The 18,122-nt window shown below is 70.7% G+C and carries 19 protein-coding genes; 10 read left to right on the top strand and 9 right to left on the bottom strand.

Annotated features, from left to right (window positions below; translation table 11 throughout):
- The first annotated feature begins 122 nt into the window (after positions 1-122).
- Together VYL96_RS10005 and ilvD are read left to right on the top strand one after the other, a co-directional pair.
- Positions 123-1,517 (top strand): cryptochrome/photolyase family protein, encoded by a 1,395-nt coding sequence (locus VYL96_RS10005; protein WP_207913558.1) that lies wholly within the window; start codon positions 123-125, stop codon positions 1,515-1,517.
- A gap of 124 nt (positions 1,518-1,641) precedes the next feature.
- On the top strand, positions 1,642-3,381 hold the full coding sequence (gene ilvD / locus VYL96_RS10000; RefSeq protein ID WP_243699645.1) for a dihydroxy-acid dehydratase: 1,740 nt from the start codon (positions 1,642-1,644) through the stop codon (positions 3,379-3,381).
- Positions 3,382-3,578: 197 nt separating this feature from the next.
- Here ilvD and VYL96_RS09995 read toward each other — a convergent pair whose 3' ends face one another.
- The gene (locus VYL96_RS09995; protein ID WP_131885558.1) at positions 3,579-4,265 is read right to left on the bottom strand and encodes a phosphate signaling complex PhoU family protein; all 687 of its coding nucleotides are present in this window, start codon (positions 4,263-4,265) and stop codon (positions 3,579-3,581) included.
- A 170-nt stretch (positions 4,266-4,435) separates the two neighbouring features.
- Here VYL96_RS09995 and VYL96_RS09990 point away from each other — a divergent pair, with 170 nt between their 5' ends.
- The 5 genes from VYL96_RS09990 to VYL96_RS09970 are packed head-to-tail and all read left to right on the top strand — an operon-like array spanning position 4,436 to position 8,959.
- Positions 4,436-4,978, top strand: coding sequence for a DUF4242 domain-containing protein (locus tag VYL96_RS09990; RefSeq protein ID WP_131885560.1), 543 nt, complete (start codon positions 4,436-4,438; stop codon positions 4,976-4,978).
- On the top strand, positions 4,975-6,093 hold the full coding sequence (locus VYL96_RS09985) for an acyl-CoA dehydrogenase family protein (RefSeq protein ID WP_243699646.1): 1,119 nt from the start codon (positions 4,975-4,977) through the stop codon (positions 6,091-6,093). The genes VYL96_RS09990 and VYL96_RS09985 overlap by 4 nt, the downstream gene beginning before the upstream one ends.
- A gap of 56 nt (positions 6,094-6,149) precedes the next feature.
- Positions 6,150-6,836 (top strand): ABC transporter ATP-binding protein, encoded by a 687-nt coding sequence (locus VYL96_RS09980; protein ID WP_375544732.1) that lies wholly within the window; start codon positions 6,150-6,152, stop codon positions 6,834-6,836.
- Positions 6,837-6,847: 11 nt separating this feature from the next.
- Positions 6,848-8,035 carry an ABC transporter substrate-binding protein gene (locus tag VYL96_RS09975; protein ID WP_131885562.1) on the top strand — a complete coding sequence of 396 codons (1,188 nt, stop codon included), beginning with the start codon at positions 6,848-6,850 and terminating at the stop codon, positions 8,033-8,035.
- On the top strand, positions 8,036-8,959 hold the full coding sequence (locus VYL96_RS09970; protein ID WP_329437124.1) for an ABC transporter permease: 924 nt from the start codon (positions 8,036-8,038) through the stop codon (positions 8,957-8,959).
- Positions 8,960-9,002: 43 nt separating this feature from the next.
- Here VYL96_RS09970 and VYL96_RS09965 read toward each other — a convergent pair whose 3' ends face one another.
- The 3 genes from VYL96_RS09965 to VYL96_RS09955 form a co-directional block, all read right to left on the bottom strand.
- Positions 9,003-9,485, bottom strand: coding sequence for a heme-binding beta-barrel domain-containing protein (locus VYL96_RS09965; protein ID WP_131885564.1), 483 nt, complete (start codon positions 9,483-9,485; stop codon positions 9,003-9,005).
- A gap of 84 nt (positions 9,486-9,569) precedes the next feature.
- Positions 9,570-10,097, bottom strand: coding sequence for a DUF488 domain-containing protein (locus VYL96_RS09960; protein ID WP_131885566.1), 528 nt, complete (start codon positions 10,095-10,097; stop codon positions 9,570-9,572).
- Complete coding sequence (locus tag VYL96_RS09955) at positions 10,097-11,137, bottom strand: DUF808 domain-containing protein (RefSeq protein WP_131885568.1); 1,041 nt, start codon at positions 11,135-11,137, stop codon at positions 10,097-10,099. The genes VYL96_RS09960 and VYL96_RS09955 overlap by 1 nt, the downstream gene beginning before the upstream one ends.
- Positions 11,138-11,326: 189 nt before the next feature.
- Between VYL96_RS09955 and VYL96_RS09950 the strand changes: the two genes are divergently transcribed.
- Positions 11,327-12,064 carry a CPBP family intramembrane glutamic endopeptidase gene (locus VYL96_RS09950; protein ID WP_131885570.1) on the top strand — a complete coding sequence of 246 codons (738 nt, stop codon included), beginning with the start codon at positions 11,327-11,329 and terminating at the stop codon, positions 12,062-12,064.
- Here the strand turns inward: VYL96_RS09950 and VYL96_RS09945 are convergent.
- Positions 12,039-13,274, bottom strand: coding sequence for a multidrug effflux MFS transporter (locus VYL96_RS09945; protein ID WP_232303017.1), 1,236 nt, complete (start codon positions 13,272-13,274; stop codon positions 12,039-12,041). The genes VYL96_RS09950 and VYL96_RS09945 overlap by 26 nt on opposite strands.
- A gap of 42 nt (positions 13,275-13,316) precedes the next feature.
- Entirely contained in the window at positions 13,317-13,838 is a 522-nt protein-coding gene (locus VYL96_RS09940) for an LGFP repeat-containing protein (protein ID WP_007632510.1), read from the bottom strand.
- Positions 13,839-14,004: 166 nt separating this feature from the next.
- Here VYL96_RS09940 and VYL96_RS09935 point away from each other — a divergent pair, with 166 nt between their 5' ends.
- Positions 14,005-14,325 (top strand): VOC family protein, encoded by a 321-nt coding sequence (locus VYL96_RS09935; protein WP_007632512.1) that lies wholly within the window; start codon positions 14,005-14,007, stop codon positions 14,323-14,325.
- Positions 14,326-14,354: 29 nt separating this feature from the next.
- Here VYL96_RS09935 and VYL96_RS09930 read toward each other — a convergent pair whose 3' ends face one another.
- The 3 genes from VYL96_RS09930 to VYL96_RS09920 are packed head-to-tail and all read right to left on the bottom strand — an operon-like array spanning position 14,355 to position 17,008.
- Entirely contained in the window at positions 14,355-16,052 is a 1,698-nt protein-coding gene (locus tag VYL96_RS09930; RefSeq protein ID WP_061227627.1) for a fumarate hydratase, read from the bottom strand.
- A gap of 54 nt (positions 16,053-16,106) precedes the next feature.
- Positions 16,107-16,682 (bottom strand): protein-L-isoaspartate O-methyltransferase family protein, encoded by a 576-nt coding sequence (locus tag VYL96_RS09925; protein ID WP_232303016.1) that lies wholly within the window; start codon positions 16,680-16,682, stop codon positions 16,107-16,109.
- 29 nt (positions 16,683-16,711) lie between these two features.
- On the bottom strand, positions 16,712-17,008 hold the full coding sequence (locus tag VYL96_RS09920) for a hypothetical protein (RefSeq protein ID WP_007632519.1): 297 nt from the start codon (positions 17,006-17,008) through the stop codon (positions 16,712-16,714).
- Positions 17,009-17,204: 196 nt separating this feature from the next.
- Between VYL96_RS09920 and VYL96_RS09915 the strand changes: the two genes are divergently transcribed.
- Positions 17,205-18,116, top strand: a complete 912-nt coding sequence (locus tag VYL96_RS09915) for a siderophore ABC transporter substrate-binding protein (protein WP_007632520.1) — start codon at positions 17,205-17,207, stop codon at positions 18,114-18,116.
- Positions 18,117-18,122 lie beyond the last annotated feature (6 nt).

Raw genomic sequence — 18,122 nt, 5'->3', positions numbered from 1 at the left:
GTCTTCCTGCGGGCGAGCGTCCGCCGGCGCGACGAGGGGCCGCGCTTCTGCCACACTCGGGGGTCACGACGGCGGGTCCCGGTCGACCCGCCGCGAGCGCCGATGAGGGAGGCCCCGTGGGGATCTCGATACTGTGGTTCCGCCGCGACCTGCGACTGTCGGACCATCCGGCGCTGCTCGCGGCAGTGGAGGCGGGGGACGAGGTGCTGCCCGTCTTCGTCCGCGACCCCGCCCTCCTGTCCCGGGCCGGGGCGCGAGCCGACCGAATGGCGGCCTCGATCGCGGCGCTGTCGGGCGACATCGGCGGAGCGCTGGTCGTGCGAACCGGCGACCCAGCCCGCGTCATCCCCGGGCTGGCCGCGCTCACCGGTGCGCGCGAGGTGCACGTCAGCCGCGAGTCCACGCCCTACGGGCGGCGGCGGGACGGACGGGTGCGGGCCGCGCTCGAGGCCGACGGCCGCCGGCTGGTCGAGACGGGATCGCCGTACGCCGTAGGGCCCGGTCGCGTTCTCAACGGCAGTGGCCGTCCGTACCAGGTGTTCACCCCCTTCTCGCGCGCGTGGCGCGAACACGGGTGGCCCGAACCCGGGCGACCGCCCCGGGACGTCCCCTGGGCGGCTATGCCCGCCGGGGAGCTCCCCGGAGACGACGGTGACGGCTGGGGACGCGACACGGCGGGTGGCGCGGTTCGCGGTGCGGCCGGAGACGCGGGGGAGGCCGCGGCACTCGCCCGGTGGCGGGCCTTCCTCGAGGACGACCTCGAGCACTACGGACAGCAGCGCGACCGACCCGATCTGGACACCACGAGCCGCCTGTCCGCGCCGCTGAAGTACGGAGAGATCCACCCGCGCACGATCCTCGCCGACCTCGCGGCGCACCCCGCCGCCGACGGCGAGGGGGCCCGCCGCTTCGTCACCGAACTCGCGTGGCGGGAGTTCTACGCCGACGTCCTGTGGCACCAGCCCCGGTCCGCCTGGAGAGACCTGCGTGACGCCCTCTCCGGCATGCCCTACGACCGGGGCCCCGAGGTGAACGACCTCGTCGAGGCCTGGCGACGGGGCCGGACGGGCTTCCCGTTCGTCGACGCGGGCATGCGTCAGCTCGTCGCGCAGGGGTGGATGCACAACCGCGTCCGGATGGTCACCGCGAGTTTCCTGGTCAAAGACCTCCACGTGTGGTGGCCGGTCGGCGCCCGGCACTTCCTCGACCACCTGCTCGACGGCGACCTCGCCTCCAATAACCACGGATGGCAGTGGGTGGCCGGCACGGGGACGGACGCCTCCCCGTTCTTCCGCGTCTTCAACCCGGTCACCCAGGGGCAGCGCTTCGACCCGGACGGTGACTACATCCGTCGGTGGGTCCCGGAGTTGCGGCATCTACCCGGGGCGGCCGCGCACGAGCCCTGGCGGTGGCCCGACGGGCACGACCACGGGTATCCGGAGCGGATCGTCGACCACGCCGAGGAGCGTCTCGAGGCGCTGCGCCGGTACGACGTCGTCAGGAACGGCTCCCGATGAACGGGCGGGTTGCGGGCGGCGCCGAGGCCCGCGGGTGTGGAATCCCCGGCCCGATCGGTGGTCTGTCGGGCCGCGGCGGAGGGGCCGACCGCGCAGCTGGGCCGACAATGCCTAGGCTGTGCGCATGAGCTCCGGAACCGACATGCCTCGCCCAGGACACGCGGCCACCGGCCGCGAGGCCGACATCAAGCCCCGAAGCCGCGACGTCACCGACGGGCTCGAGAAGACCGCCGCCCGCGGGATGCTCCGCGCGGTGGGTATGGGCGACGACGACTGGGTCAAGCCGCAGATCGGTGTGGCCTCCTCGTGGAACGAGATCACCCCGTGCAACCTCTCGCTCGACCGGCTGGCCAAGGCCGTCAAGGAGGGGACTCACGCCGGAGGCGGTTACCCGCTGGAGTTCGGCACCATCTCGGTGTCCGACGGCATCTCGATGGGCCACGAGGGGATGCACTTCTCGCTGGTCTCGCGTGAGGTGATCGCCGACAGCGTCGAGACCGTCATGAGCGCCGAGCGGCTCGACGGCTCCGTGCTGCTCGCCGGCTGCGACAAATCCCTGCCCGGCATGCTCATGGCCGCCGCGCGGCTGGATCTGGCGAGCGTGTTCCTCTACGCCGGGTCCACCCTGCCCGGCTTCGCCAAGCTCTCCGACGGAACCGAGAAGCAGGTCACCATCATCGACGCCTTCGAGGCCGTCGGAGCCTGCTCGCGCGGTCTGATGAGCCGCGAGGACGTCGACACCATCGAGCGGTCCATCTGCCCGGGCGAGGGCGCATGCGGCGGCATGTACACCGCCAACACGATGGCGAGCGCCGCCGAGGCGCTGGGCATGTCCCTGCCGGGCAGCGCGTCGCCGCCGGCCCCGGACCGTCGGCGCGACGACTACGCCAAGGCGAGTGGCGAGGCCGTGGTCGAGCTGCTGCGGAAGGGCATCACCGCGCGCGACATCATGACCAAGGAGGCATTCGAGAACGCGATCGCCGTCGTCATGGCCTTCGGCGGGTCCACCAACGCGGTCCTGCACCTGCTCGCGATCGCCAGCGAGGCCGAGGTCGAACTCACCCTCGACGACTTCGCCCGCATCGGCGCCACGGTCCCGCACCTGGCCGACGTCAAGCCGTTCGGCGCGCACGTCATGACCGACGTCGACAAGATCGGCGGCGTCCCCGTGGTCATGCGGGCGCTGCTCGACGCCGGTCTGCTCCACGGTGACTGCCTCACCGTCACCGGCCGCACCGTGGCCGAGAATCTCGCCGACATCGCCCCGCCCGACCCGGACGGCAAGGTGCTCCGCGCGATGTCCGAGCCGATCCACCCGACCGGCGGGATCACGATCCTGCACGGGTCACTCGCTCCCGAGGGCGCAGTGGTCAAGTCCGCCGGCTTCGACTCCGATGTCTTCGAGGGCACCGCCCGCGTCTTCGAGCGCGAGCGCGCGGCCATGGACGCCCTCGAGGACGGGACCATCACGGCGGGCGATGTCGTCGTGATCCGCTACGAGGGTCCCAAGGGCGGCCCCGGCATGCGTGAGATGCTCGCCATCACCGGTGCGATCAAGGGCGCCGGCCTGGGCAAGGACGTCCTGCTCATGACCGACGGGCGCTTCTCGGGTGGCACCACCGGGCTGTGCGTCGGCCACATTGCCCCGGAGGCCGTGGACGGTGGACCGATCGCGTTCGTGAAGGACGGCGACCGGATCCGACTGGACGTCTCGCAGGGGGCCCTCGAGCTGCTGGTGGACGAGTCCGAACTGCGGTCCCGGCGCGAGGGGTGGGAGCCCCTGCCGCCGCGCTACACCCGCGGCGTCCTCGCCAAGTACTCGAAGTTGGTGCAGTCCGCCTCGACGGGCGCCATCTGCCGCTGAGGCGGGCCGACCATTCGCCCCGAACCGCTCTTCCTCTCGAGGCGGCGCATCTCGGTGTCGGAGCTACGGGCGAGACCGCGTCGTCCGCCGCGACCCCGGGGCGCTCAGGTGGTCCACCGCGTCGGTGAGCCTGGCGTCATCGAGGTCGGCGAGGAGGACCCTGTGATCGCGGCCCAGGATCGCTGCGGTCGGTTCGGTCAGTCCAGGACGGTGCCGTCCTCGAGGTGGGAGAGTGAGCCGCCGTCAGGGCGCTCCCCGGTGGCGAGGTAGACGATGCGGTTGGCGATGCTCACGGTGTGGTCGGCGAAGCGCTCGTAGTAGCGAGCCAGCAGTGCCAGGTCGACCGCGCTGACCGATCCGTGCGGCCAGTCCTCCGAAGAGATCTCCTTCATGAGGTCTGCGTGGAGTTGGTCCACGGCCTCGTCGTCGTCGTCGAGAGTCCGCGCCTTGTCGGCGTCGTGGTCGCTGAGCAGGGTCGTGAGCTGTCGGGCCATCTCGCCGTCGCGGCGGGCCATCTCGCGGATGACAGGGACGACGGGCTCGGGAACGACCGCCTGCGGATGCCGGCGGCGGGCCACTCGTGCGATGTGGCCGGCGAGCGCGGACATCCGGGTGAAGTGTTCGACGATGTAGATGCCCGAGACCACCTGGCGGAGGTCACCGGCGACAGGCGCCTCGAGCAGGAGGAGTTCGAAGGCGTGCTGCTCGCTCACATCTCGGAGGTCCTCCAGTTCAGCGGCGCCGTCGATCACCTCTGTGGCGGCGACCTCGTCAGAGTCGAGCAGGGCGGCGGTGGCGCGCTCGAGCAACCGGGTGTTGGTCTCGCAGAAGCGGATCAGCTGGTCCTCGAACTCGTCGAGCTTGGATCGGAAGACAGTACGCATGACACGACTGTAGTTGTGCTGCCGGGTCCCCGGCTCTCCGTTCTCCGAGTGTTCACCGCAACGCCCTCTGGAAAGGGGGGAGCCCGCCCGGGAATAGTTAGACAGAACAGTCTGTTCTCTCTACCGTGGGGCACGACGACGAGCTGACGCCCCGGAAAGGAACACTTCTGATGACCCTCTTCCTCTACGAGGTCACCCCCTCGGCGGAGCAGCAGGCCGACCCGTCCGCGCTGATCGATTCCCTCGCCTCGACCCTCGCCGGGTCCGGCGCCGAGGTCATCGAGACCCAGGTGACCAAGGGCGCCTCCCGCGTCTTCACCGTCATCGAGCTCCCTGACGACGAGAACGGTGCCTGCTCCGTCGAGGCGCCCGCCCTGGACGCGTCCGCGATCGGCGCGGCGGAGGTCACCGAGCCCGCGCAGGTGCGCCTCGTGGGCACCGACCTCGAGACCATCAAGGCGGCCCGACCCGAGGCCGGCTACCTGGTCGAGTGGGACATCCCCGCCGAGATCGACATGGACACCTACCTCACGCGCAAGAAGGAGAAGTCCCCGAAGTACGCGGAGATCCCCGAGGTCTCCTTCCTGCGCACCTACGTTCGTGAGGACACGGACAAGTGCCTGTGCTTCTACAACGCCCCGGACACCGACGCCGTCGTCCGCGCGCGTGAGATCGTGTCCACCCCCATCTCGCGTCTGCACGAGCTGGCATGAGCCACTCCGCGACCGACACCATCACCCACGACCTCGGGGCTCCCAGAGCCCGGCTCGCCGCCGGTGAGTTCGGCAGCGTCGACGTGGCGGGTCTCGTCGCGGTGATCGACTCCGTCGCCGCACGCGCCTCCGCGCTGGACCGGAACGAGGCGGATCTGCGTCAGGACATCGCCGCACTCGCCGACCTCGGCCTCTTCGACGTGGACCGCACGCCGGTCTCCGTCGCCGCCGCGGTCATCGAGGCGGTGGCCACGGAGAGCCTGGCCGTCGCGTTCGGCGCGTGGGCGCAGCGGATGACCGCCGCCTACCTGCGGCACTCGGCCGACCGCTCCGACGCGGCGGCCCGGACCTACCGGGCCGTCGCGGACGGCGGCCGGCCCGGCGTCACCGGGATGGCCGCAGCCCAGCGACAGGTCGTCGGACTGGGCAACGTCCCGATCTCCGCGACGAAGGTCGACGGTGGTTACCGGATCGACGGGCCGATCGCCTGGGCGTCCAACGTCTACCCGGACAGCACGATCGTTCTCGCGGCCAACACCGAGGACGGGCGCAGCCTGGTCGTCGCCTTCGACGCCTCCGCGCCCGGCGTGGAGATCCGCAACGCTCCGGATCTCCTGGCACTCAACGCCACCGCCTCGACGATGATCGGACTGGACGGCGTGATCGTCCCCGACGAGCAGGTGCTCGGCGAAGACCTCGCCGACTTCCTGTCCGGCGTGCGCCCTCAGTTCCTGGTCCTCCAGGCCGCGTTCTGCTCCGGCGTGGCCGCCCGGGCGCTGACCGAGGCCGAGGGGCGGCTCGAGGGACTCGGTGCCTTCTACTCGGACGAGCACACCGATCTCGCCGCTCGACATGCGCATATGCATTCCGAACTTCATCGACTCGGGTCGGCACCGCACGAGGCGTCGCTGAAGGATCTTCTGCTCCTGAGACTCGACGGGGCTGAGATCGCGCCGGCAGCGACCCGGCTCGAGGCCGTCCTCTGCGGGGGGATGGGGTACGCCCAGGCGGCTCCGGCGAACCGTCGCATGAGGGAGGCGGCGTTCCTCCCCGTGCAGTCGCCCTCCCAGTCCCAGCTGCGGTGGGAGCTCGACCGGCTCGGGGTCGCGCCGTGACGGCCGGGGTGCTCGAGAAGCCAGTGGCCGTCAGCGTCACGGGTCTTCAGCACCGGTTGCCCGGTGGTCGGCCGTTGTTCACCGACCTGGATCTGCAGGTCCGGTCCGGCGAGTCGCTCGTCCTCCTCGGTCCGTCCGGCGTCGGTAAGTCCACCCTCCTCCGGCTCCTGGCGGGGCTGGAGCAACCGGCCGGCGGGGAACTCCGCGTCGGTTCGGGCGGCACCGGAAGCGGTGGCCACTCATACGCCGTGGTCTTCCAGAAGCCGCTGCTGTATCCGTGGCTCACCGTGCGGGAGAACGTGGCGCTGGGCGGCCGGTTCCGCGCCCTGCGAGGCCGCGTCGACGCCCGACACGTCGATGGCCTCCTCGACCATTTCGGCATCGCCGAGCTCGCCGACTCCCGCCCGGATGAGATCTCGGGCGGGCAGGCGCAGCGGGTCGCGGTCGTCCGTGCCGCGGCGACGCGCCCGGAGATCCTCCTCCTCGACGAGCCCTTCAGCGCACTCGACCCGGTCACCCGGGCTGATTCGCAACGGTGGCTCGTGGGTGTGACCGCCGACCTCGGGGTCACCACGGTGATGGTGACGCACGACGTGGACGAGGCACTCGTCGTGGGCTCCCGCATCGCCCTGCTCGGCTCGTCAGGCCGCGTGCAGCAGGAATGGACGAACCCCTCTCACGGCGTCACTGATTCGGATCAAACGTTGCGCGACAGCATTCTCGCCGCCTACCGGACCGCCTGACCTCCGCTACGATGTCTGATTCTCCCGGGGCCCGAGGCCCCCTTCTCGACCGGCGGGCTCTGCTCAGGGCCGGCGGCGCACTCGCCGTCGGGGCGAGCGCGGTCGGCGGTGCCGCGGCACTCGGCTCACTGGTCACGGCGGCGACCGCGCCGCGGGGTGTGGCCACCGAAGACCTCCGGATCGGCTACCTGCCGATCACCGACGCCGCGCCTCTGCTCATCGCACACGGAGACGGGTACTTCGATCGGCAGGGGCTCCTCGTCGGTCGACCGGTGTTGTTCCGGTCCTGGTCGTCGCTGATGGAGGCGTTCCTCACGCGTCAGGTGGACCTCATCCACCTCCTCATGCCCTCGGCCGTCCAGCTCCGGTACGTGATCGGTGCGGACGTCAAGGTGGTGAGCTGGAACCACACCGGCGGCGGGGCCATCACGGTCGCGCCGAACGTGACGGAGATCGGCCAACTCGCCGGCACGCAGGTGGCGATCCCCGGCTGGTGGTCGATCCACAACATCCTGCTGCAGCGCGTATTGCGTGCCCACGGGCTCACTCCCGTGGCGCGACGGGCCCCGAGCCGGTCGGAAGGCACCGTCGAGCTCGTCGTCATGGGGCCGTCGGACATGATCCCGGCGCTCGCCACCGGCTCCATCTCGGCTTTCACCGTCGCCGACCCGTTCAACGCCGGTGCGGTCGCGCAAGGCGTCGGTTCACTGTACATGCTGCTCGATCAGGTGTGGCGGGATCACGCCTGCTGCGTCACGGTCGTACACCAGGAACTCATCGACAGTCGTCCGGACACCGTCCAGGCTCTCGTCGACGCCGCCGTGGCGGCGCAGCTCGGGATCACCGCGGATCGCTCCGCGGCCGCCGCGATCCTGTCCGGAAAAAGCTATCTGCCGCAGCCGCCCAAGGCAGTCGACGTGGCCATGACCGGTACCGTGCCCGACCCGACCGGCGGGCCGGCGCGCAACCGGATCGACTTCCACCCCTATCCGTATCCCAGTTTCACCGCCGAACTGGTGAGGCAGATGCGGACGACGGTCGTCGACGGGGAGACCCGCTTCCTCGACGGCCTCGACCCCGCGGGCGTTCACCACGAACTCGTCGACGACAGGTTCGTCCGCACCACGATAGCCCGCCACGGCGGGCCCGCCGCCCTCGGCCTCCCCGCCTCGCTGACCCGACACGAACGGCTGATCTAGATGACGCGCACCGACCCCACCTCGGACCCGGGCACCGACCCGGTGGCGGCCGACCCGATGATCGCCGGGCCCGGTGCCCCCGGGGTCGGAGCCACCAGCGCCGCCGTGAACCGGAGATCGGACGAGCCGGTGTCCCCGAGCGCTCGCCGGAGCCGCCGGGGTACCGGGGGAGGGGGTCTCGCGGCTCGCTGGGGCGCCGGAGTGGTGGGCCTGCTCCTGGGCCTCGCGGTCTGGGCTCTTCTCACCTCCGGCCTCGTCACCGATGATCCGGTGATCGGAGGCATGTCCCCGGCGGAGACGTGGTCCGGGTTCGGCGACCTGCTCGAGCGTGGGGTGTTGGTCTCCGATGCCGCGGTCAGCCTGTACCGGCTGGTCGCCGGGCTCGCGACGGCCGCTCTGCTCGGTGTCCCACTCGGTCTGTGGCTCGGCCTGCGTCGGCGCGCCGAGGCGGTCGCGGGCCCGCTCGTCCAGTTCCTCCGGATGATCTCTCCGCTGTCGTGGGCGCCTGTGGCGATCGCGGTCTTCGGGATCGGCAACGAGCCGGTGATCTTCCTCGTCGCCGCGGCGGCTATCTGGCCGATTATGCTCTCCACCTCGTCCGGCGTCCACGCGATGGACCCGGGTTATCTCGACGTGGCCCGGACGATGGGCGCCAGCGGGTGGGAGCGACTGACGCGGGTCGTCATCCCGGCGGTGAAACCGGCGATTCTCGGGGGCATTCGACTCGCCCTCGGGACAGCGTGGATCGTGTTGGTGCCCGCGGAGATGCTCGGCGTCCGCTCGGGGTTGGGCTACCAGATCCTCAACGCCCGCGACCAGCTGGCCTATGACCAGGTCATGGCGGTCATCCTGGTCATCGGCGTGCTGGGGTTCGCGCTGGATTCGCTGTCCCGGCTCCTCCTGCGGGAGCGCACCGCGCGCTGACGCGCGGCCCCGGCGGTGGCCGGTGCAGGTGCGGGCGCAGGGGTCATACCCGGCGCAACTCCGAGCGCAGGTGGTGCGTGAGGGGTACGCCCACGGCGGCCATCGCGAAGGTCGTCACCATCCGGTCGCCGGCGATCTCGTATCGGCGACGGGTGGTGACGACCTCCTTGGCGGTGGCACTGCCCACGACGCGCGAGTCGAACTCCACCACCACGGTGTCGGCTTCGGCGACGACCGTGCCCTCGCACAGTTCGGCCTGCCCGGTGGGCTGGGCGAGGACGAACTCGGCCACGCCGTCACGGGGCGCTCGGAGGTACCCCGTCTCGGTGTGCATGGGCGAGCCGTTCGGCGCCCATGTCCGCTGTATGTAGTGGAGGAACGGCTTCCCGACATCCGTGAACGTGAGCTCCTCCGTGTACGAGAAGTCATCGATCGTCGGGTACGTCCCCGCGCCGTCGCCCTTCCAGGTGCCGAGGAGTGCCGCCAGGGGCGCGAGGTTCGGGGCGAGCGTCGATGCGGGATCCATGGCCGTGAGACTAGGCCACGGCCGGGCCCGCGGGGATCTCCGTGCCGGGCTGTCGCCGCTCGCCGGGCTCGGGGCGACTGCTGATCAGCCGTCCCAGACCGGGTTGCCGTCCTCGTCGAGCCCCAGTCCCTCGCTCGGCGTGTGCTCGGTGATCGAGCCCGAGTGCATCAGATGACCCACCGGCAGCTCGTGGACGGTCGCCACCACGTCCGCCACGATCCTGCGGTGGCAGCGCCACCACACAGACTCCGAGCACATCACCGCGACCCGCCGCTCGCGCGCGTCCGCGACGACTCGGGCGAGGGCCTCACGGAAGGCGGGGTCGCGGGTCCAGGCGCTGTACGCCCTGAACGCCCCCACACGCCACCAGGTGTCGGGCGACCGGCGTCGTTGTTCTGCGTTGAGGTGTCGGCGCCCGCCGAGGTCCTCCTCCCAGCGGTAGTCGATGCCGGCCTCGCCGACGATCTCGGGCACGGCACCCTTGGCCGCCGCCTCGTTCGCGCGGCTACCGGGGAACCGCCGGATGTCCACGAGGAGCTCGACTCCGGCGCCTCGGAGCAGGCGGGCGAGTTCGTCGCGGTCGAGTCGGCCGTGTCCGACGGTGAGGAGCATCAGCGATCGGTCTCCCGCCCCGTCTCCTCGGGTGCCCTCGGGTCGCCGCCGCCGGCACGAGCCGCATCACCGTGCGCGGAATCGCCGCCGCCGCGAGCCGCATCGCCGTGTTCGTCATCGGATCCCCGCCGCGGGATCAGGTGCATGACCGCGACGATCACCGCGCCCACGGCGAGTCCGAACACGAGGGCGCACGCCGTGTCGACCAGCCATCCGAGCACGGCGCCCACACCGGCGACGCCGGCCGCTGGCTCCGCAAGGACGTGCACGAGGTGGTACGGCGCGGTCACGCCGAGCTCGTCGAGGCCCACGAGGAGGATGTGACCGCCGACCCACAGCATCGCGAGCATGCCGACGAACGAGATCACCTCGAGGACGGTCGGCATCGCCTTGACCAAGCCGCGGCCGAACCGCTGGACCCCCGGGGAGTCCTTACCCGCGAGGTGCAGCCCGACGTCGTCCATCTTCACGATCACCGCGACGACGCCGTAGACGAGCGCGGTGATCCCCAGGCCCACCACGACGAGGATGATCGCGCGCGACCAGAACGACTCGGAGGCGACTTCGTTGAGGGCGATCACCATGATCTCGGCGCTGAGGATAAAATCGGTGGTCACCGCGCTGCGCACCATCCGCGCCTCGGCCTCGGGGCCCTTCTCCACGACGGGCGCGGTCTCCTCGTGGTGACCCGAGACGCGCTCCCACACCTTCTCGGCGCCCTCGAAGCAGAGGTAGAGGCCGCCGAGCATGAGGATCGGGGTGAGGAGCCACGGGACGAACTGGCTGAGCAGGAGCGCGAAGACGATGATGATCGCCTTGTTGCCCAGCGATCCGAGCGCGATCTTCCGGATGATGGGCAGTTCGCGGGACGGATCGACGTCGCGCACGTACTGGGGCGTGACGGCGGTGTCGTCGACCACCACGCCCGCGGCCTTGACGCTGGCCCGACCCGCGGCGGCCGCGACGTCGTCGGCACTGGCGGCGGCCATGCGTGCGAGTACAGCGACGTCGTCGAGCAGGGCGGCGAGTCCACCGGCCATGGAAGACCTCATTTCGGGCGGGCGGGCATGACCCCGCGGACGGGTCCGACCGCGAGGCCGGGTCGTCCCAGGGTAACGCTCAGTCCCGGGGCGTCGAGGACCCAGCGCAGCGTGGGGGTCGCGGGCGTCGTAGCGGTGCCCGCGGTGACCGGTGCCCACGACCGTGCGGCGCGAGGTATCGTCGGGACGATGTCACCGCACGACCGCGTCCTGTTCGACCGCTCTCGCCTCCGGGGGGTGGTCGGGGTCGTCGGGGTCCTGGGGACGTTGGTGGCCATCAACCTCACCGCGAATCTGGCGCAACTGCCGTACCGCGAGTGGATCGTGCCGCTGGCCGTGCTCATGATGGTCGTGGTGGTCAAGGCCCGCGGCATGCACTGGGCCGAATTGGGCCTGTCCGTGCGCCACATGCCGCGCGGACTGGCGTACGGCCTCGCCGCGACCGTGGCGGTGGCAGTGGTGGTGACGGCCGGGTGCCTCATCCCGGCGACCAGCCCGTTCTTCCTCTCCGAGCGCTACTCGGACCTGCGGATGGCGGTGTTCTCGGCGCTCGTGCTCATCCCGCTGATGACCGTCCTGCCGGAGGAGTTCGCGTTCCGGGGCGTCCTGCAGGGTGCCCTCGAGCGCACCTTCGGCACCACCGGGGTCTTCGTGATCGGCTCACTGGCGTTCGGTCTGTGGCACGTCACGTCGTCGTTGGGCCTGACGGCCGGCAACGCCGGGCTGGCCGAGGTCCTGGGAACGGGGCCGGTCGGTCAGCTGGCCGGGATAGGCCTGGCGGTGACCGCGACGTCCGTGGCGGGCGCGGGATTCATCTGGATCCGCCGCCGCAGCCGGAGCCTGCTCGCACCGATCGGCCTGCACTGGGCGTTCAACGCCGTCGGCGCGCTGGCGGCGGCGCTCACGTGGCGCGCCCTGGCCGGCTGAGAATCGCCCACGCGGCCACCACGGCGATCGTCGCGCATGTGCCCATCACCGCGAGCATGGGGACGGCCGAGTGCGGTCCGGCGAGCCCGGTCAGTGGCGAGACCACCGCGGCCAGGCTGAACTGGGCGGCGCCGAGCAGTGCCGACCCGGCGCCGGAGTTGCCGCCGGTGGCCTGCATGGCCAGGGCCACCGCGTTGGGCAGGACCGTGCCGATCGACAGAGTGAGCACGATGAACCCGACCGTGACCGGCGCCAGCGAGAGGGTGCCGGCGGGGGAGAGGGTGACGACGACGACGAGGAACACGATCGCCACGACCATGCCCACCACCCCGGTGCCCATGAGCTTCTCCGGTGCGAACCTGCCCACCAGCCGCGCGCCCGCGAGGTTCGACACGAGGATGCCCAGTGCGTTGACGGTGAAGGCGATCGCGTAGGCGGTGGGCGACAGGCCCACCATGTCCTGGTAGATGAACGGGCTGGCCGAGATGTAGGCGAACAGGACGCCGAAGGTGAACACGAACACCGACACACGGGCGGCGAACGGCCCGTGCGTGGCCACGGCCCGCATGCCGGAGAGGGCCGCGCGCACGCCGCCGGCGCGACGGTCCGCGGCCGGCAACGACTCGGGCACGGCCACGGCCACGCCGACGGCCGTGACGGCGGCCAGTGCGGCGAGCAACCAGAACACGCCCCGCCAGCCGCCGAAGGGCACCACCGCGCCGCCGACGAGCGGGGCGATCACCGGGGCGACGGACTGGATGGCCATGAGCGTCGCGAACGCCTTGGCCACCCCGTCGCCCCGGCCCACGTCGACGATCACGGCCTTGGCCAGCACGACGCCGGCGGCGCCGAAGAAGCCCTGGGCCACCCTCCCGGCCAGCAGCACCCAGATCGCGGGGGCGAGTGCGCAGACGACGGCCGCGAGTGCGGTGCCGATCGCGCCCGCCAGGAGGAGGGTCCGGCGGCCCGTCCGGTCCGAGATCGGGCCGATCACCAGCTGGCCCAGCGCCAGCGACACCATGAACGCCGTGAGTGTGAGTTGCGCGGTCGAGGCGGTGACCCCGAACTCGTCGACGATCAGCGGCAGCGCCGGCAGGTAGGTGTCGGTGGCGAAGGGGCCGATCGCCCCGGTGAACGCCAGCGCGACGAGCATCGTGGCCGGGACGCCGCCGGCGGTCGGGGGAGGTGTCGGGGAGGGGGCGGACGTCACGACTGGACGATATCGGCGCCGTGAGCGCCGGGCCCGCCCGGGTCAGTCGGTCTCGACCTCCGCGACCCCGTCGAGGTAGGTGATGACGCCTCCCTCGAACGTGGAGATCCAGCCGCCGTCCGTGGTCGCCTCGTCCGCCGTGGGGAAGCCGAGATCGCCCGCCGGGCCGCCCGCCTCGCGGTAGGCGGCGAGGATCTCGCCCTGGACGACGAATGGGCGGCCCCGGGGAGTCAGGACGATCGCACCCCGTTCGAAATCGACGACCGAACCACCCTCCACCTCCGTAGCGGGCCCCGTCACCCGGCCGAGCATGCCCTGCTCGCCACCGAGTTCCTCCCAGCGCTGTGCCACCGCCGCCGGGATGTCGACCGGGGAGCCCGCGGACCCGGGTACGGGGGTGGAGCTCGTCGTCGTCGCCGTCTCCGCCGTCGTCACCGCGGTCGGTGACGCCGGCGCGGCGGAGTCCCCACCGGTGGGGCCGTCGGCGGACGAGCAGGCCACCAGGGTGGCGCCGGTGACCGCGGCCAGGGCCAGAGGGGCGAGGATACGCGTGATCCTGTCCATGGCGCCGATCCTAGTCGCCCGTGCCGTAGTGGGACCGTGGCCGAAACCGCAACGCCGAACGGCTTTCCCGGCTGAGGCGCACCGGCGCACACTGAAGGGCACCGCCGGGGCCCCGCGTCTCCGGCACCGCGGAGGGGAACACGATGGCCCAGATGAGCACCTGCCTGTGGTTCGCCACCGAAGCGCAGGAGGCCGCCGAGTTCTCACGCCTCCGGAGTACACGGACGCGGTATCCCTCGAGATCCGGTGCGACACCCAGAAGGAACTGGACCACTACTGGAACCGACTCCTCGCCGGCGGCGGTCGGGAGGTCCAGTGCGGCTGGCTCATCGACCGATACGGGGTCCGTTGGCAGGTCACCCCGCACATGCTCTACGACCTGGCCCGCGGCGACGACCCCGAGGCGGCGCGACGCGCGTTCACCGCGATGATGAGCATGGTCAAGCTCGACGTCGCCACTCTCGAGGCCGCCGCCCGCGGGGACTGAGCTGCGCGGACGACGGCCGGGAGGACGGATCAGAGCCCGGGGCGCTTGCCGATCGTCAGCGTGACCTCACCGGTGTGGGCGAAGAAGTCCTCGCCCTTGTCGTCGACCACGATGAACGCGGGGAAGTCCTCGACCTCGATCTTCCACACCGCCTCCATGCCGAGTTCCTCGTACTCGATGATCTCGACGTGCTTGATGCAGTCCTGCGCCAGGCGAGCGGCCGGGCCGCCGATCGAGCCCAGGTAGAAGCCGCCGTACGTCGCGCACGCGTCGGTGACCTGCTTGGAGCGGTTGCCCTTGGCCAGCATGACCATCGAGCCGCCGGCGGCCTGGAACTGCTCGACGTAGGAGTCCATCCGTCCGGCCGTCGTGGGGCCGAAGGACCCCGACGGCATGCCCTCCGGCGTCTTGGCCGGACCCGCGTAATACACGGGGTGGTCCTTGAGGTACTGCGGCATCTCCTCGCCCGCGTCCAGGCGCTCCTTGATCTTGGAGTGCGCGATGTCGCGCGCCACGACCAGCGGACCGGTCAGCGAGAGCCGCGTCTTGACCGGGTGCTTGCTCAGCTCGGCCAGGATCTCCGGCATCGGCCGGTTGAGATCGATCCTCACCGCCGCGCCCTTGCCCGTGCCGGACACGCCGTCGGTCGCGGCGTCGAGCTCCGCGTCGGTGGTGGCCGGCAGGTACTGCCCCGGGTTGAACTCGAGCTGCTCGAGGAACACGCCCTCCGGGGTGATCTTGGCCTTGGCCTGACGGTCGGCGGAGCAGGACACGGCGATCGCGACGGGCAGCGAGGCCCCGTGTCGGGGCAGCCGGACCACGCGCACGTCGTGGCAGAAGTACTTGCCGCCGAACTGTGCGCCGATGCCGATCTGCTGGGTGAGCTCGAAGACCTTCTCCTCGAGATCCGTGTCGCGGAATCCACGACCGGTCATCGCGCCCTCGCGGGGCAGCTCGTCGAGGTAGTGCGCGGAGGCCAGCTTGGCGGTCTTGAGCGCGAACTCCGCCGACGTGCCGCCCACGACGATCGCGAGGTGATATGGCGGGCACGCGGCGGTGCCGAGGGAGCGGATCTTCTCCTCGATGAACTGCATCATCCGCTCGGGGTTCAGGATCGCCTTGGTCTCCTGGTACAGGAACGACTTGTTGGCCGACCCGCCGCCCTTGGCCATGAAGAGGAACTTGTAAGCGCATCCGGATCCGGGCGTGGTGTTGGCGCCGATCTCGATCTGCGCGGGCAGGTTGGAACCGGTGTTCTTCTCGTCCCACATGGTGAGGGGCGCGTTCTGCGAGTAGCGCAGGTTGAGCCGGGTGAACGCGTCGTAGACGCCGCGGGCGACCGCCTCCTCGTCCGGGCCGGGGGTCAGCACATGCTGGCCGCGTTCACCCTTGACGATGGCCGTGCCGGTGTCCTGGCACATGGGCAGCACGCCGCCGGCGGCGATGTTGGCGTTCTTCAGCAGGTCCAGCGCGACGAACTTGTCGTTGTCACTGGCCTCGGGGTCGTCGAGGATCTTGGCGACCTGCGCGAGATGGTCACTACGGAGGTAGTGGGAGATATCGTGCATCGCCGTCTCGGTGAGCAGGCGGATGGCCTCGGGGTCCACCTTGAGGAACGTCATGCCGTCGGGGCCCTGCACTGTCGAGACGCCCTCGGTGGTGAGAAGGCGGTACTCGGTGGTGTCCTCCCCGACGGGAAGAAGGTCCTCGTAGAGGAAGTCGGCCATCGACGGCTCCTGGGTGTGCAGGTGGATGATCTGCGTCCCAGGATAGTTGCCGGATCATGCTGGTCGGAATCGGGTGTGGATCAAGGGCACGAACCGGTAACCGCCGTGCTCGCTGATCTCGAGGTCGGCGCCCGATCGCCGCACCCGGTGCATCCGGTTCGCCCACGGCGCGACCATGATCCCGTTCTCGCCGAGCTGGCCGACGAGCTCGCGGGGGAGGTCGTCGGCCATCGCGGAGACGAGGATGCGGTCGAACGGCGCGTGCCCGGGGAGGCCGAGTGCCCCCGGTTCGGCGTGGTGGACATGGACCCACGGTTGGTCGATCGCCTCGCGGGAACTTTCCACCAGCTCCGGGACGAGTTCGACGGCGCGGACCTCCGAGTCCGGCCCGCCGAGCTCGCCGAGGATCGCGGAAGTCCATCCGCTACCGGACCCCACGTCGAGCGCCCGCATACCGGGGAACGGCTCGAGGAGGGTCAGCATGTCCGCCACGGTGGACGGTTGCGAGTTGGTCTGCCCGTACCCGATCGGCAGCGGAGCGTCGAGGGCGTGGTCTCCGACGACCTCCGGCGGGAGGAAGCGACGGCGGTCCTGGGCGCGCATCGCCGCCGCGATATCCGGGACGCTCACGGCGACACCCCCGCGGTCGGTCGCTTCGGTCAGGCCTCGCCGAGGACCCGGGTCTCGCCGTCCGGGTCGAGCTCGTCGATCTCGTCGCGGGGCTCTGGCGAGACCCCCTCGTCCTCCGGCTCCGGGCTGTCGACGTCCGGACGCTCGGCCGCGAGCTTGTCGTCGAGGTCGTGGTTCTCCTCGATCGGCTTCCACGTCTCCGGCGGGTCGACGGTCAGGTCCTCGTTGTCCGTGGTGATGACGTCGGCGTCGAGACCCTCGCTACCGTCGAGCGTGTTCTCGTCGTAGTCACCGTCGGTGTCCTGGTCGTACTGTCGTTCGGTCATGACTCTGATTGTCCTGAATCCGGGGCCTTCCCGCATCCGGTCTCCTCGATGCCGCCGGGCGGGACGCACCACGGTCGCAGGGTTCGAGGAAGAGGCGTGGTGCGTGTTAAGTGAGGCAAGCCATACTTTCAACTTGCCTATCGATGATTCGTGCGGTTAAGGTGAGGCTAACCTTCCGAACTATCCCTGGAGTGACATGAAGCGATTCCCCAAGATCGCCGCCGCAACGGCAGCGATCGCGTTGACCGGTGGCGCGCTCACTGCGTGCGGCAGCTCGGACGCACAGTCCGCCGGCGCCGAGGGGGAGGGACCGACCCGGGTGGTGCTCACGAGTCACGCGGCGGCCGACACCCTGGATGCGCTCGACCTGGAGGATCGGGTCATCGGTCTGGTGAAGACCGGAGTCTTCCCGGCGGCGTTGGACGTGTACGCGGGAGACGAGTACACGGACATCGGCAGCCTCAAGGAGCCGAAGATGGACGTCATCGCCGAACTGGGACCCGACCTGATCCTGTTCGGTAACCGCACCCGGGAGATGGAGCCGGAGTTCGCGAAGATCTCCGACCAGGTGATCGCCGGAGATCCGGACACATCCGACACGATCGCGTCGAACCGCGCCAAGGTCGAGGAGATCGCGGCGCTGTTCGGAGCCGAGGACAAGGCTGTCGATGAGCTCGCCGAGATCGACGAGATGGTGGCCGAGACCCGGGCCAAGGCGGAGGGGGCGGGCACGGCCCTCGTCCTGATGACGTCCGGCGGCAAGGTGACCGGGTACGGACCGGGCTCGCGCTTCGATCTGATCTTCAACGAGCTCGGGATGTCGCCTGCAGGTGAACTCGAGGCGGAGGGCAGCCACGGTGCCCCGCTCAGCTGGGAGCAGATCGCCGAGCTGAATCCCGACCACGTCTTCGTCATCGATCGGGACGCGGCGATCGGTGCCGAGGGTGAGGCCGCCGCGGCCCTGCTCGACAACCCGCTCTTCAACCGGACCTCGGCTGCGGTCAACGACAACGTCCACTTCCTGGACGGCCAGAACTGGTACCTCGTCGGGGGCGGGCTCGGCGTCCTCGAGTCGATGATCGACGAGATCGACTCCGCCGTCTCCTGACGGTAG

Origin of the sequence: Dietzia maris (assembly GCF_036287335.1) — a bacterium.
GTDB classification, from domain to species: Bacteria; Actinomycetota; Actinomycetes; order Mycobacteriales; family Mycobacteriaceae; genus Dietzia; species Dietzia cinnamea.
This window is presented reverse-complemented; position numbering and strand designations above follow the sequence as displayed.